Genomic DNA, 14,631 nt, shown 5'->3' with positions numbered 1-14,631 from the left:
CGCTAAATTACTCTCTGTGATACGGATGGTTAGCGGTAATCGACCAAGCTCGGTATAAGCTTTCAGCCATTACAATGCGCACAAGCGGGTGAGGCAGTGTCAGTGCAGACAAAGACCAGCTTTGGTCTGCAGCAGCCTTACATGCTGGTGCTAGTCCCTCAGGGCCTCCAATTAAGATCGACACATCTCGACCGTCGAGCTTCCAACTCTCAAGCTGCTCAGCAAGCTGAGGCGTATCCCATTTCTTACCTGGGATATCCAACGTGACAATGCGGTTGCCTTTTGGAACCGCGGCAAGCATCGCTTCGCCTTCTTTTTGAAGGATGCGCGCGATATCCGCATTTTTGCCACGCTTACCTGCTGTTATTTCGATGAGCTCAAGTGGCATGTCGTGTGGGAAGCGTCGGCGATACTCTTGAAAGCCTTCCTCAACCCATTTGGGCATTTTGGTACCGACTGCGATCAGTTGTAGTTTCAAACCACTAGCTCCAAAGCTTTTCTAGTTGATACAGCTCGCGGTGCTCTTCTTGCATTACATGCAGCATGGTAGAGCCCATATCCAGCACGACCCATTCACCCTCGGTATCACCATCGATGCCCAAAGGCTCAAGTCCTACTTTTTTCACTTCTGAAGCAACATGATCGGCAATTGAAATGACGTGTCTTCTAGAGGTGCCGGTACAGACGATCATAAAGTCTGTGACGCTGGACTTACCTTCAACATCAATAGTGACAATGTCTTGGGCTTTCATATCGTCCGCTTTATCAGCTAGAAACAGTTTCAATTCTTCGCGTTGCAAAAGAGATTCCTCAGTGTTTTTTTGAATAGTGGAGTACGTGTACTCAATCGATCGCTAATTATATCACGATTTTATGGTTGTAAAGACAAGCTGTTGTCAGCGCTACTCAGGTTAAGCGTCAACTGCTGCAAGTAAGGCCAAGGACTCAGCTCATATTGGGTTTTAACCTGAATCTCGATGGCGGTGAGCAGTTGGATCGCTTGGTGCAGCTTTTCAGGCGTTAGGCGATTCAGTGCCGCACTATACAGCGGCTTCTTGTTTTGCCAAATCCTAAACTTATCAAACACTTCTCTAATCGATGACTGCTTAAGCATCTGCTGCATCTTAGAAAGCTGCGTCAGCTCTTTTTGGATGGTACGCAGCAAAATCGTCGCCTCAACGCCTTCAGATTCCAGTTGTGTCAGTATACGGTGCGCACGCTTTGGCTTGCCTTCAAGCAGCGCATCAACCCAGTGGAAGACGGTAAAATGATTGTGTCGACTTAACGATTCTTGCACTCGAATGAGATTGAGCTGTCCATCAGGGTAGAGTAGCCCTAGCTTCTCAAGACTCTGAGAAAGGGCAAAAAGATGGCCCTCGTGCCACTGGCAAAGCAGTTGCACAGCTTCACCGTCTGGAGTCAAATTGTTGGCTCGACAGCGTCTCATTACCCATTGCGGCAGTTGTTTGATGTCAGGCGTGTTACAGCTAACCAAGCAGGCATTGAGTGCTTTAAACCATTTAGCGGACTCTTGCGCTCTTGTGAGCTTTGTTCCGGTAATGATAAGTACGATGTCGTCATGCAATTGGGGCGCTATTTCTGCAAGATGCTTTGCCGTTCCCGCATTTATTCCCGATTCTGGTACCGAGAGTTCGATGATCTGCTTCGATGAAAACAGGCTTAGCGCCTGGGTGCAGTCATACACTTCGTTCCAGTCTAGGGAATTATCGATACTAAAACGATGGTGCTCCTCAAAACCGAGTTGTTTGGCGTGTTTGACAATGCCGTCACGGCTTTCTTGAACGAATAGTGGCTCGTTGCCAAATAGCATGAAGCAGTGATGCCACTGTTTCGCTAGGTGCTCAACAAGCCTGTCCGCAAATATTCTCACAGCGAACTACCTATTATGACTTAGCGTCGGCTGGCGTGTTTGTGTCTTCAAGGAGTTGCTGTTCTTCGTACTCCTCGATTTCTGTCTTAAGGCGAGCCATCTGGCGCATCATTTGCTGCGCGGAAAATTCGCGCATCTCATCTTCGATAAGCTTACGTTCAGCAGACTTCGCTAGTGCAGATAGCGGGTTATCAAGGTAGCTGCGGGTCATGGTCGCGGTAAAATCTTTAGAGCCGAGATTCGGTACGGTCACACGGTAGTTAACTTCGTAGACGACTTCTTTTTCTGCAGCACGCGTGTTTTGGTACAGCGAGAGGGTGCGATCGGTAATGGTTTCACCGGTAATATGGATATTTGGCACGTCTTTGCTCGGTGAAACGAGATCAATCTGATTCAAACGCAGTTGCTCTTTGATAAGACGAGTGATCTTGCTGTATTGGTCAAAACTGGTGACCGAAATGGCGGTAATGTCTTCAGGTACCGAGTACTCGCCACGCAACTGGAATCCACACGCTGTCAGTAAAGAAGAGAGAAGAATAATAAAACTGGCTTGTGTTAGTTTTTGTTTGAATCGAAACATAGCTACCGAAGACTCTCATTGAAAAGGCTTATGTAAGTCCCTGAACAGACACTTAGATAAGGCTTTGCTTAAAATGGACAAAAGAGCCGCAGTGGTAAACTGCGACTCTTAATATCATAAAGTGATGATGATTAGTTCGCTACAATATTCAGTAGCTTACCTGGTACATAGATCACTTTACGAACAGTTTTGCCATCTGTGAACTTAGTGACGTTCTCGTCGTTCAGACCAAGCTCTTCAACTTGCTCTTTAGAGGCGTCAGCAGCCACAGTCAGCTTAGCGCGCAGTTTGCCGTTTACTTGAACAACGATCAGCTTCTCGTCTTCAACAAGGGCTTTCTCGTCATGCGTTGGCCATACTGCGTTGTCAATGTCAGACTCACCCAGAGCAGCCCACATTTCAAATGAGATATGTGGAGTGATTGGGTAAAGCATTGCCACTACTGCTTTTAGCGCTTCATCTAGAATCGCACGATCTTGCGCTGACTCTTGAGGAGCCTTCGCTAGCTTGTTCATCAGTTCCATGATAGCTGCAATAGCAGTGTTGAACGTTTGACGGCGGTCGATATCGTCCGTTACTTTTGCGATAGTCTTGTGAACGTCGCGACGAAGTGCTTTTTGGTCACCAGAAAGCGCGGCTGTGTCGACTGCTTCTGCTGCGCCTTTCGATGAGTGTTCATTAACCAGTTTCCAAACACGTTTAAGGAAGCGGTTAGCACCTTCAACGCCAGACTCTTGCCACTCAAGCGTCATGTCTGCAGGTGATGCAAACATCATGAATAGACGTACTGTATCTGCACCGTACTTGTCTACCATCTCTTGAGGGTCGATACCGTTGTTCTTTGACTTAGACATCTTGATCATGCCTGAGTGCTCAACGTCACGGCCTTGGTTGTCTTTCGCAGAAGTGATGCGACCTTTACCGTCACGCTCAACCGCTACGTCTGTTGGTGCAACCCACTCTTTACCGCCTTTATCGTTCTCGTAGTAGAACGCGTCTGCTAGCACCATGCCTTGACATAGTAGCTGCTTGAACGGCTCGTCAGAGGTGACATAACCTGCGTCACGAAGCAGTTTGTGGAAGAAGCGAGAGTACAGTAGGTGCATACAAGCGTGCTCGATACCACCGATGTACTGGTCTACTGGTAGCCAGTAGTTTGCTTTTTCTGGATCTAGGATGTCGTCAGCTTGCGGTGAACAGTAACGTGCGTAGTACCAAGAAGACTCCATAAACGTATCGAACGTGTCCGTTTCACGAAGTGCAGGTTCGCCGTTAAATGTAGTCTTCGCCCATTCTTTATCTGCTTTGATTGGGCTAGTCACGCCGTCCATAACCACGTCTTCTGGAAGAATAACGGGTAGTTGGTCAGCAGGCACTGGGTGAACTTCACCATCTTCAGTCGTTACCATTGGGATTGGTGCGCCCCAGTAACGTTGACGAGATACACCCCAATCGCGTAGACGGAAGTTCACAGTCTTGTGACCTTTGCCTTCAGCTTCCAGTTTTGCTGCGATCGCATCGAATGCCGCTTGGAATTCAAGACCATCGAACTCACCAGAGTTAAACAGTACGCCTTTCTCAGTGTATGCTTCTTCAGAGATGTTCAGCTCGCTGCCATCATCAGGCTGAATGACAGGAAGAATATCTAGACCGTACTTAGTCGCAAACTCAAAGTCGCGTTGGTCGTGACCAGGAACCGCCATAACCGCGCCTGTGCCGTAGTCCATCAGTACGAAGTTAGCCACATAAACTGGCACCTCACGACCGTTTAATGGATGAATAGCAGTAAGGCCAGTCGCCATACCTTTCTTCTCCATTGTCGCAAGCTCAGCTTCCGCAACCTTGTTGTTTTTGCACTCTTCGATGAACGCTGCAAGCTCAGGGTTGTTCTCAGCTGCGATCGCCGCTAGAGGGTGACCTGCTGCAATACCCACGTAAGTCACACCCATTAGGGTATCTGGACGCGTTGTGTAGACTTCTAGATCTTGTTGACCGTTAACGGCAAATTTCAGTTCAACACCTTCAGAGCGACCAATCCAGTTGCGCTGCATGGTCTTAACCATGTCTGGCCAACCTTCAAGGTTGTCTAGGTCATCAAGAAGCTCTTGTGCGTACTCAGTGATCTTAATGAACCACTGTGGAATCTCTTTTTGCTCAACCGGAGTATCACAGCGCCAGCAGCAGCCGTCTTCAACCTGTTCGTTTGCAAGAACAGTTTGGTCATTTGGACACCAGTTTACCGAAGAGGTCTTCTTGTACACTAGGCCTTTTTCGTAAAGCTTAGTGAAGAACTCTTGCTCCCAGCGGTAGTACTCAGGCGTACAAGTAGCGAACTCACGGTTCCAGTCGTAGCCAAAACCAAGCAGTTTAAGCTGGTTTTTCATGTATTCGATGTTTTCGTAAGTCCATGGCGCAGGAGCTGTGTTGTTTTTAACTGCAGCGTTTTCTGCAGGTAGACCAAACGCATCCCAACCAATTGGTTGCATTACGTTTTTACCTTGCAGGCGTTGGAAACGAGATACCACATCACCGATCGTGTAGTTACGTACGTGACCCATGTGCAGTCGTCCACTTGGGTAAGGGAACATTGACAGGCAGTAGAATTTTTCTTTATTTGGGTCTTCACTTACAACAAAGGTTTCATTGTTGTCCCAATGCTGTTGAACTTTACGTTCAATGTCTTGTGGGTTGTATTGTTCTTGCATCGATGATGTCCGGTTATCTTGGAATTTGTGAGTTCTGTTAATACAGAGACTAATAGATCGTCATAGAATACCTAAAGGAAGCTCGGTCAACAATAGCCAATATAGCCTTCATCGTATTGGGGTAAATAGGGGGATGTATGCCTAAGCGTAAAACCAGTTATGAAGAAATGATCGAAGACGTGGTTGAGAATCTCAAACACAGCCCGGATGAGCTACAGCACGTGCTTGAAAAGTCAGGGCAAGTTGTCGAGGCAGCCAACGATATGACCAAGGACGAAATGGCACTGATCTCAGCGTATGTGAAGTCGGATCTGAAAGAGTTCGCTGACAACTATGAGGAGAGCAAAAGCGGTCCTTTTTATTTGATGATTGCGAACTCGATTTGGCAGGGATTATTGGACATTACCGACAAGACGAGAGTCGAGTGGGTCGAGTTGTTCCAAGACCTTGAACATCAAGGTGTGTACACCTCTGGAGAAATGATTGGCTTGGGTGTACTGGTTTGTGAAGAGTGTGGCCATAAGACCGAGTACAATCATCCAACGGTAATCAGCGATTGTGGTAAGTGTGGCAACAAAACCTTTAGTCGCCAGCCTTTAAAGCCTTAATGTTCCTGTTGCGATGTTCCTTACCATAAAATAAGGAACATCGACGTTTTATCTCGCGTCTACTTGTATTGGTCGCGGAATTCTTGCACCCACATTGCTGTCGCCCCACAAACCGATACAGGAACGATAAACAGGTTCAGAATTGGAATCGCGGTGAACAGTGACACCAACATTCCAAAACTATAGGCTTTGCCTTGCTTTTGCTTTAACGACAATCGCATGTCGTTAAACGGGACTTTGTGGTTATCAAACGGGTAGTCACAGTACTGAATAGCCAGCATCCACGCGGTAAAGATGAACCAAGCAAAAGGACCGATCGTTTGCCCAATGGCGGGTATCAGCAGCAAAAGAAACAGACCGATGGCTTTTGGCAAGGTGTACAGGAGTTTGCGCCATTCACGAGCCATTATTCTCGGCACATCTTTGACGACACTCATTAGGCCTTCATCATTGACCTTGTTTCCGGTTAACTGCTCTTCAACTTTCTCGGCAAGCAGGCCGTTGAACGGCGCCGCAATAAAGTTGGCTAAGGTACTAAAAAAGTAGGAAAAGGTCGCAAGGATAGTAAGCGCTAACAAAGGCCAAAGGATATAGCTAAGCCATGATAAAAATTCTGGTAGATAGCCTAGCCAACCTTCAATCCATGCATTTAAATTAGAGAAAAGGTAGTACATCGCAGAACCCACTAGAATGATGTTAGCGAGTAATGGTAACAACACGTAGCGTCGGATCCCAGGAGTGAAAGCGATTTGAAAACCTTGCATGAAGTAGCCAAACCCAGTGTTTGCTTTGTTCAAAATTGGTGTCCTTTCTTCGGTATTAGCGATGCGAATGCACCCGACTATAACAAAAAAGGCTTCATGAAATCACAAACTTCTTATACTTAGGTGTTCTAATCATCTATAGAGTTTTGGTAAAGTAGAGAAAGCTGAAGTGTGTAAGCGCTTCTTTAAGGACTATTTTTAACATTGAGAGCAAACAATGCAGGAATTGCGATTCGTACTCATTATTGTCGGTGCCTTGGCTATTGCGGCGCTACTGTTCCACGGTTTGTGGTCGAGCAAAAAGGAAGGCCAGAAGAAATTTGGCGATCGACCTCTAGGTAAGTTAGACGAAAATGACAACGCTGACGCTGACTACGTTGCTCCTGAAGATGATTTTGAGATTATCAGAAAGACACGCACAGAGCCGGATTTTGGATTAAATGAGCAGAAGCCTGCTTATGATCCACTGGATGATACGCTACCAGAAGAGACGCCAATCCAGCAGCAGGCGGAACAACCTGAACCAGAGTTACAGGAAGCGCCCGTTAGTATCCAAAGCGCGCCTGTAGAAGAACCAACGCCAACTGCAGTTGTTGAAACTCAAGAGGAAGAGCCTCTGCCATCGTTTTCTGCTAGTAAAGATGATGATATTGATGCAGTTGAGCCGAGAATCGATCTTGACGCGCTCAATGATGACATTGGCGAAGAACTTGAAGAGCCAGAAGCGCCAGTGAGTATCTCTGAGCCAGTAGCACCAGCAGTAGCCCAAGAGCCGGTGGAACCAAAAGAACCAGAGATGGAAGTCTTAGTGCTCAACGTACATTGCTCTGGTGATGCACCTTTTCAACGGAACAGAATTGTTCGACAGTATGCGTCAAAACGGTCTTATTTACGGTGAGATGGATATTTTCCACCGCCACGCTGATTTGTCGGGTACAGGTAAAGTGCTGTTTAGTGTCGCGAACATGATGCAACCAGGCACGCTTCAACATGACGACCCAGCAACCTTTACCACTAAAGGTATCTCATTCTTTATGACGCTACCTTGTTTTGGCGAAGCAGACCAAAATTTCAAGCTGATGTTACGTACAGCGCAGCAGATCTCTGACGATCTCGGTGGCAACGTATTGGATGACAGACGCAACCTTATTACGCCAACGAGACTGGACGCATACCGTCAACAGATCAAAGAATTTAACCTGGCAAAAGCCAGCGCGTAATCTGAATTAAATCGAAGCAAAAAAGGCTCCTATGGAGCCTTTTTTATCAGTACTATCAAGGTATAACATGTCGCAACAACGATTAAACGAACTCAAACAACAGCTTCATTATCACGGTGTGAAGTACTATGTTGAAGACAGCCCTGAAATCCCAGACGTTGAATATGATCGTCTTATGCAAGAGCTACTTAGTATTGAAGCTGAACACCCAGAATGGGTGACAGTGGACTCGCCAAGCCAGCGAGTGGGCGGTCTACCTCTTGATAGCTTCAGCCAAGTTCAACATGAAATACCAATGTTGTCGCTGGACAATGCGTTCTCAGATGAAGACTTAGATGGCTTTAACAAGCGCGTCTCAGAGCGACTGAATCGCACGGATGTTGGCGCCTATTGCTGTGAAGTGAAGCTTGACGGCTTGGCCGTAAGCCTTCTCTACGAAAATGGCACGCTAGTACAAGCCGCGACACGAGGTGATGGTACGACGGGCGAAAACATTACAGAAAACGTTCGTACTATCAGTGCAATACCTCTCAAGCTTCAAGGTGATGATATTCCGGCTCGTATCGAAGTTCGTGGTGAGGTCTTTATGCCGAAGGCGGGCTTTGAGAAACTCAACGAGCAAGCGGCGAAAAAAGGTGAGAAGGTATTCGTTAACCCAAGAAATGCCGCAGCTGGCAGTTTGCGTCAGCTAGATTCTCGTATCACAGCGAAGCGCCCACTTAGCTTTTACGCCTATAGCCTAGGGGTTGTCGAGGGCACCGAGCTTCCTGCCAGTCACTATGACCGCTTCTTGAAGCTAAAATCGCTTGGTTTCCCGATGGGCCCAGAAACTAAACGCGTCAATAGTATTGAGGAAGTCAAAGCCTACCACAAAGAAATCCAAGAAAAGCGTGAAGCACTTGCATACGAAATTGATGGCGTGGTGATTAAGGTCGATAATGTCGCTTTGCAAGAGCAGCTGGGTTTTGTTGCTCGCGCCCCACGTTGGGCGATTGCTTATAAGTTTCCGGCACAAGAAGAAATCACAGTCTTGAACTCTGTAGATTTTCAAGTAGGGCGCACTGGAGCCATCACCCCAGTAGCCAAACTTGAGCCAGTATTTGTTGGTGGAGTGACTGTCAGTAATGCAACGCTGCACAACGCCGATGAGATTGAGCGCTTGGGCGTAAAAGTGGGCGACAGCGTGATTATCCGCCGAGCGGGAGATGTTATTCCTCAGATCGTGTCTTTTGTACCTGAGCGCAGACCCGATGATGCAAAAAGACATCGAGTTTCCAACGCACTGCCCAGTGTGCTCTTCTTTAGTTGAGCGTATTGAAGGGGAAGCCGTTGCTCGATGTACTGGCGGTTTAGTGTGTCAGGCGCAGCGTAAAGAGGCGCTGAAACACTTCGTTTCTCGAAAAGCCCTAGATGTGGATGGGTTAGGTGAAAAGGTCATAGAGCAATTAGTCGATAAGGAAATGGTGGAAACACCGGCTGATCTATTCCGTTTATCTGCTGGTCAATTAACAATTCTAGAGCGAATGGGGCCAAAGTCTGCTCAGAATGTGGTGAATGCCCTGAACGTATCGAAAGAAACGACACTAGCGCGCTTCTTATATTCCCTCGGCATTCGTGAGGTTGGAGAGGCTACGGCAGCAAACTTGGCCGCGCATTTCAAAACACTGGATGCTATTAGTCAGGCCACACATGAACAGCTCATTGAAGTTCAAGATGTTGGTGAGATTGTTGCTAAGCATATTCAGTTCTTCTTTAAGGCTGAGCTTAATCAAAACGTGATTGCTGCCCTTATCGAAGCAGGTATTCACTGGCCTGATATTGAAGAGGTAGCAGCAGACACACCACAGCCATTGGAAGGCAAAACGGTGGTACTGACAGGTTCACTGTCTGTACTCAACCGAAATGATGCGAAAGCGGCGCTTCAGGCACTAGGGGCTAAAGTCACGGGTAGCGTATCTAAGAAGACAGATATATTATTCGCCGGAGACAACGCTGGGTCGAAACTTGCGAAAGCGCAAGAGCTAGGTATCGAAGTTAGAACCGAAGCGGATTTGATAGAGCTGATTCAATAGTCTTTTATTAATTTAATAAACAGCCCCGATTATATATCGGGGCTGTTTTTGCGAGTCACTTCAAATAATTGCTGTTTAGAATATTAATAGCCAAACAGCAAATGAATAACTCACTTATTTTTAATTTATTTTGATGAAAAAATATTGGTGCGAGTCACTTCACATTAATTGGTGTAGTTTTCGCGCTATTGCTTTTTATTAATGAATGTAAAGCATTTCATTAAAGTTAGGATTAAAAATAAGATCTCCATCAATAACTCACCCCAAACTTTGTAGTGCCTCCTATTTTTTTTACCAAAAATAAGTCTTAAATTGATATTTTTTCTCGCGAAGTTAGTCTTGTGAATATGGATACACACAGTGTAGACAGCAAAATTAATCGGAAGTTCTGGTTATAAATAAAAAGGAAGTAATTTGTTCTTCGGCGGCCAACTTAAGAGTGAATTATTGACAACAGCTATACCCATTTTTAGGAGTTTATTCCATGGAAAAAATGTTTAAACGCACTCTTCTAGGTGCAGCAGTGGCTTCATTAACAATGGCAGGTGCCGTTCAAGCGAAACCAGCAACAGATACAGTAGATCTATATGGTCAGATTGCTCTTTCTGTATGGCAATTTGGTGAAGATAAAATTGGTGGTGGTGACGCTCCAATTAAGCTAGAGAACGAATCTCGCTTCGGTTTGCGTGGTTCTCACGAACTGGCACGCGGTCCTAAATTTATCTGGCAGCTTGAAGGCGGTAACGTTGGTGACGATGGCGCTGGTAGTGGACTTGGTGTTCGTGATACCTACGGTGGTTTTGAGTTTGAAGACGCTGGTCGAATCCGTATCGGTCGTATGCTTACTCCACTTTATGAAGTGATTGACTGGCCTTACTCGGGTCAACGAGCTGGCGCTATCTTTGACTGGGGTGGTGATGTACTAGGTGGTGCACGCTACGATCGTCAATCAAATATGGTTCGCTATGATTCTGCAAACCTTGGCGGTTTCACTTTCAACCTAGCAGCGGGTCGCGGTGATGAAGCGAGTGCGGATTCGAACTTCTATGGACTAGGTGCACACTACAGCGTTGGCGTACTGACACTGCACGGTGGTTATGAGTATGGTAAGGACCGTAAGTTTGACACATTGAACTCTGCTTACCAAAACTTCTTGAAGCAAAACCCTGGTGCACCTCTTATTGGGGATAAAGACACAGTAAATGGTCGCTCAGATACACAAGCAGGATTACTAGGCTTTGAACTAAACTTCGATACGTTTGGCTTTAACGGCGCATGGAAGTACGAGGAAGCAGATTATAAAGAGCTCAAAGATAAAGATGACAACGATCTTCTTCAATATGGTTCTAAGATCTCTCAAAATAGCTACTCGCTGGGTGCCGTATTTAGCGGTGTTGAAAACTGGCAGTTCAAGCTAAATTATGCGGCAAACCTAGAGCCTAAAATTGATGATACCGATACGGATGGTTACGCAGACTATATTGTTTCGGCACAGGCTCTATATTTCCTAGATGATTCTGCCATTACATATGTACGTCCTTACATGATCTCTAAAGATAACTCTTCTGCAGAGTTTGGTTGGGGTCTAGGTCTAGAATACTACTTCTAATTAAATCTCAAACACTGTCATTTTGGCCCCATATAATGGGGCCGTTTTTGGTTTAGATTAAAATGTTTTGCTAAGATTAAGTGTCAGTAATAATAAAAAAGCCTGCTTTCGAGCAGGCTTTGTGTGTTTGGGTCATGATACTTTTGAACCGCTATTCTTCTAAGTTGCTAATTGCCCAAGTTAGGAACTTTTTACGTTCTTCATATGACGCGCTTTTAAATGATGACTTCATCTCTTGGTATGCATCACTATTGAGTTCTGTAGCCTGAACTTTTGAAGTTTGAGTAAATTGAGATAAGCTCGCTACTGCATTGGTCTGATTGTAGTCATTGACTTCTTGTGCCATATCAGCGGTTAAGCTGAAGGTGAGACCTAGTTGATCTTTTTTTACATCGGGAATCGGCTTTCCGTTCGTTGTAATATCAAACTCAGGTTTAGAATTGAACTCCATTCCTTGCTGTAAGGTTTGAACGTTCGGCACTGAGATAGAGATAGCTTTGTCAGAGGTTTCGAATGTTGCTACCAAGGGCTGAGATTTGAACTTGGTTTTATCGGAGCCTGTTTCCATGACTATTTTAGAAATGCGAAACACAAGTTGATTGACGCCGTTTTCTAAAACGATGTCGTCCTTTGAGTCAAAACCAAAATTCGAATAACCGGCATCCTTACCATTAACGGTCAGTAGTTGTAGGCCTTTGGGAACATCTAGCGTAACCGCAGAGTATGCCATGGTGGGGGCTAAAACTATGCCTGCAAGTAGTGTTTTTGCTATTTTCATTACCACTCCTTAGTACTTTGCCAACACGGCAATCTTGATGTAGGGTCTCACTAATACTAGTTATTTTACATCGCGAATAATACCGGCTTTTGCAAGAGAACTTGTTCTGTACAGAAAATTGCGAGTCACTTATCATTTGAGCAACAAGGCATAGGTATCGCGAAAGAGGGTGCTATGAATATTAGTGAAGTTGCAGCAAAAACGGGCCTAACCGCCAAGTCCATTCGTTTGTATGAAGAGAAAAAGTTGATTTCCCCTCCGTTACGCGGTGAAAACGGATACCGAACTTACACTGCAAAACACATTGAACAACTCAGTGTCGTAGCCAAAGCCAAGCGTGTAGGTTTTACTTTGGAAGAATGCCGAGATATGGTCGACTTGGCGTTTCGACCTGACAGAACTAGCGCAGAGGTCAAAACAAGAACAAGTGAGAAACTTGCTGAAGTAAAGTCTAAGATTGAAGAACTACGCTCAATAGAAGCTCAGCTCGAGACTTGGTTAGAACAGTGCCCAGGTGATGGTAGTGCTTCATGTCCAATCGTTGACGACCTTATTCAAGGCTGCAATACCAAAGCTTAGGCTCGAAGCCGGAACTCGCAGTAAAGCAGCCCATTATCAGTTTCTCTAAGTGTTAGAAACGTCGCTCTCCCCCTAGGAGTTTACAGCGTTCGATAGGAGTATAAGTCTGGCTGCCATCAGGTAGTTGGCATTCTACGTACGGACCCAATGCAGAACTGTTGGAGGCTACTGCGGGTAGTGAAAGAACACACCCTAGGACTAAAGCGGCAAAATATTTCATAACGATCCCTCATAACGATTAATAGAAAACATCTCACACTTCGAGATACAGCTAAGTATGAACAAGGGCTAATAAAGATCAAAAAAAATAGAGAAGATTAAAAAAATTTTTAATTCCAAAAAAAGTCGAACTTAATTGGAGTCGAAAATTAATAACGTTATGAAAATGATAGAAAAATTGAATATAGAGTTAAGCAACATCAGCCCTTAAATAGAGTTAAACAGTGCCCAACTACTTACTTTCTTTCTAACAAATTCTAACCGGTTTCTATCCAATTCATTGATTTAATTGAGTAAAATATAATCCAGACCTAAAAGGTAGTCATTTAAGTCATTGAGAGCCGTCGACCAGCCTACTTATCCTACATAAAGCTCATTTATCTCAGTTTCTTTTCTCACTGATAAGACAGTTTACATTGGGCATTACATAGAGCAGTCTGCTTCGCCTGGTAATGTTAAACGTTCAATGGTGTAGCCCCTTTTGGATAGTAACTCGATAACGCTATCATCACCGACCAAATGCAATGCACCTACAGCGACGAAGAATATGCCTTCTTTATAGCGTGCATCTTCGGCTAGGGTCGAGGCCCAGTTTCGATTACGTTCGTAGATAAATGCGTGATAAAAATGCTCGTTGAATGCTTCGGCCTGTAAGATGGCGTCAAGATTATTATCATCACCTGCTTGCCAGGAATCAATTAGGCAACGGATACTTGCCTGACTATTTGCCCATTCGTTTATTGTCTGTTTGAGCATGTCGAGGCCGTTGTCTGGCTGCTTAGCAATAAGATCTATTTGAAATTGTAATGACTCCAAACCTAGTGTCGATAGGTTGTTTACTTCGGCCCATGCCATGAGCTGTGCCTCGACCCCATATTCTGCCTCAAATCCAAGGGAAGCAAACTGCCATTGCTGAAGCGTGAGTGCTACCTGCCATGGCGGGAGCGATAATAGCTGCTTAGCACTGAGCTTTGTCACTGAAGCAATCGATTCAAGTTGGTTGATTTCATCGGGACTTAGTGCGGCGCGAGTAGTGGGTTGCGAGTTTGAATTCGGAAACGTAATAGGTTCATCTAGCTTGGCTTCGACGATTAGTGCATCAGCTTGGTTTAGCGCGTTCAACACAGGTTTGGACATTGTTGAGGTTTCTGGTGAGCCAAGGTGCACTGTACCCATTAAATACAAGGTCTGATTTGGGATCTTGGCCTTCCAAAGCATTGGCTGGGCCGATAAGTGTGAAGTGAACCCAGCAAGAAGCAGGGTTAATCCCAATGTCACACAAGTGTTGATGATCTGTCGCATTGTTTTTCTCTTTTCGTTGCTCACGATAAAGCTTAACACATTAATACCACCATACTTTTCATCTTACGGCTCGCAGTTATTAAAATTCTCATCGCGAATTAAATGGTGTTTTAAATAACTAAATTAGGACGAAAGTCACACTTTTTATGGTTGTTTAGTCGATGAATCTTGAGTTTTTGCGACAAAAACATCTCTAAAGCGACATTGATTGGTCGCTTATTGTGACGGTAATCAAGGTTAATTCTTTTCTAGAATTTTATATAAAATTACAGACTGAATTTAAGTGTTTGATTTTATTGGCTTT

The 14,631-nt window shown here is 45.1% G+C and carries 11 protein-coding genes and 2 pseudogenes; 5 read left to right on the top strand and 8 right to left on the bottom strand.

The window, feature by feature from the left end; all coding sequences use genetic code 11:
* Window positions 1-7: 7 nt before the first annotated feature.
* The 5 genes from rlmH to leuS all read right to left on the bottom strand — a co-directional run bounded on the left by rlmH (window position 8) and on the right by leuS (window position 5,176).
* Window positions 8-478 (bottom strand): 23S rRNA (pseudouridine(1915)-N(3))-methyltransferase RlmH, encoded by a 471-nt coding sequence (gene rlmH / locus AC6I8Y_RS13035; protein WP_042473711.1) that lies wholly within the window; start codon window positions 476-478, stop codon window positions 8-10.
* A 4-nt stretch (window positions 479-482) separates the two neighbouring features.
* Window positions 483-800 carry a ribosome silencing factor gene (gene rsfS / locus AC6I8Y_RS13030; protein ID WP_042473714.1) on the bottom strand — a complete coding sequence of 106 codons (318 nt, stop codon included), beginning with the start codon at window positions 798-800 and terminating at the stop codon, window positions 483-485.
* Window positions 801-871: 71 nt separating this feature from the next.
* Window positions 872-1,891, bottom strand: a complete 1,020-nt coding sequence (gene holA, locus AC6I8Y_RS13025; RefSeq protein ID WP_394150749.1) for a DNA polymerase III subunit delta — start codon at window positions 1,889-1,891, stop codon at window positions 872-874.
* A 13-nt stretch (window positions 1,892-1,904) separates the two neighbouring features.
* Complete coding sequence (locus tag AC6I8Y_RS13020) at window positions 1,905-2,471, bottom strand: LPS-assembly lipoprotein LptE (protein ID WP_234495306.1); 567 nt, start codon at window positions 2,469-2,471, stop codon at window positions 1,905-1,907.
* Window positions 2,472-2,602: 131 nt separating this feature from the next.
* Entirely contained in the window at window positions 2,603-5,176 is a 2,574-nt protein-coding gene (gene leuS / locus AC6I8Y_RS13015; protein ID WP_498020310.1) for a leucine--tRNA ligase, read from the bottom strand.
* A 137-nt stretch (window positions 5,177-5,313) separates the two neighbouring features.
* On the opposite strand from leuS, the gene AC6I8Y_RS13010 reads away from it, so the two are divergent.
* Window positions 5,314-5,784 (top strand): zinc ribbon-containing protein, encoded by a 471-nt coding sequence (locus AC6I8Y_RS13010; RefSeq protein ID WP_128648982.1) that lies wholly within the window; start codon window positions 5,314-5,316, stop codon window positions 5,782-5,784.
* A gap of 59 nt (window positions 5,785-5,843) precedes the next feature.
* Here the strand turns inward: AC6I8Y_RS13010 and cysZ are convergent, their stop codons facing one another.
* On the bottom strand, window positions 5,844-6,548 hold the full coding sequence (gene cysZ / locus AC6I8Y_RS13005) for a sulfate transporter CysZ (protein ID WP_498021514.1): 705 nt from the start codon (window positions 6,546-6,548) through the stop codon (window positions 5,844-5,846).
* Window positions 6,549-6,765: 217 nt separating this feature from the next.
* Between cysZ and zipA the strand changes: the two are divergent.
* The 3 genes and pseudogenes from zipA (at window position 6,766) to AC6I8Y_RS12990 (ending at window position 11,449) form a co-directional block, all read left to right on the top strand.
* Window positions 6,766-7,768: pseudogene (zipA, locus tag AC6I8Y_RS13000) on the top strand (cell division protein ZipA).
* A 67-nt stretch (window positions 7,769-7,835) separates the two neighbouring features.
* A pseudogene (gene ligA, locus AC6I8Y_RS12995) lies at window positions 7,836-9,840 on the top strand (NAD-dependent DNA ligase LigA).
* 484 nt (window positions 9,841-10,324) lie between these two features.
* Window positions 10,325-11,449, top strand: coding sequence for a porin (locus AC6I8Y_RS12990; RefSeq protein ID WP_234495310.1), 1,125 nt, complete (start codon window positions 10,325-10,327; stop codon window positions 11,447-11,449).
* 151 nt (window positions 11,450-11,600) lie between these two features.
* Here the strand turns inward: AC6I8Y_RS12990 and AC6I8Y_RS12985 are convergent, their stop codons facing one another.
* Complete coding sequence (locus tag AC6I8Y_RS12985; protein WP_128648979.1) at window positions 11,601-12,227, bottom strand: YccT family protein; 627 nt, start codon at window positions 12,225-12,227, stop codon at window positions 11,601-11,603.
* Between the two features lie 174 nt (window positions 12,228-12,401).
* Here AC6I8Y_RS12985 and cueR point away from each other — a divergent pair, with 174 nt between their 5' ends.
* Window positions 12,402-12,806, top strand: a complete 405-nt coding sequence (gene cueR / locus AC6I8Y_RS12980; RefSeq protein WP_234495311.1) for a Cu(I)-responsive transcriptional regulator — start codon at window positions 12,402-12,404, stop codon at window positions 12,804-12,806.
* 642 nt (window positions 12,807-13,448) lie between these two features.
* On the opposite strand, the gene AC6I8Y_RS12975 is transcribed toward cueR, so the two are convergent.
* Window positions 13,449-14,327: a TraB/GumN family protein gene (locus AC6I8Y_RS12975; protein WP_498020309.1), complete on the bottom strand. Its 879-nt coding sequence runs from the start codon at window positions 14,325-14,327 to the stop codon at window positions 13,449-13,451.
* Window positions 14,328-14,631 lie beyond the last annotated feature (304 nt).

This window comes from Vibrio sp. KUL78 (assembly GCF_059725505.1).
The sequence above is the reverse complement of the archived record's forward strand: the minus strand, read 5'-3'. Positions and strand labels throughout refer to the sequence as shown.

Coding starts and splice junctions, on each gene's coding strand:
- AC6I8Y_RS13020 (WP_234495306.1), bottom strand. CDS start 2,471: ATGTTTCGATTCAAACAAAAACTAACACAAGCCAGTTTTATTATTCTT.
- leuS (WP_498020310.1), bottom strand. CDS start 5,176: ATGCAAGAACAATACAACCCACAAGACATTGAACGTAAAGTTCAACAG.
- AC6I8Y_RS13010 (WP_128648982.1), top strand. CDS start 5,314: ATGCCTAAGCGTAAAACCAGTTATGAAGAAATGATCGAAGACGTGGTT.
- cysZ (WP_498021514.1), bottom strand. CDS start 6,548: ATGCAAGGTTTTCAAATCGCTTTCACTCCTGGGATCCGACGCTACGTG.
- AC6I8Y_RS12990 (WP_234495310.1), top strand. CDS start 10,325: ATGGAAAAAATGTTTAAACGCACTCTTCTAGGTGCAGCAGTGGCTTCA.
- AC6I8Y_RS12985 (WP_128648979.1), bottom strand. CDS start 12,227: ATGAAAATAGCAAAAACACTACTTGCAGGCATAGTTTTAGCCCCCACC.
- cueR (WP_234495311.1), top strand. CDS start 12,402: ATGAATATTAGTGAAGTTGCAGCAAAAACGGGCCTAACCGCCAAGTCC.
- AC6I8Y_RS12975 (WP_498020309.1), bottom strand. CDS start 14,327: ATGCGACAGATCATCAACACTTGTGTGACATTGGGATTAACCCTGCTT.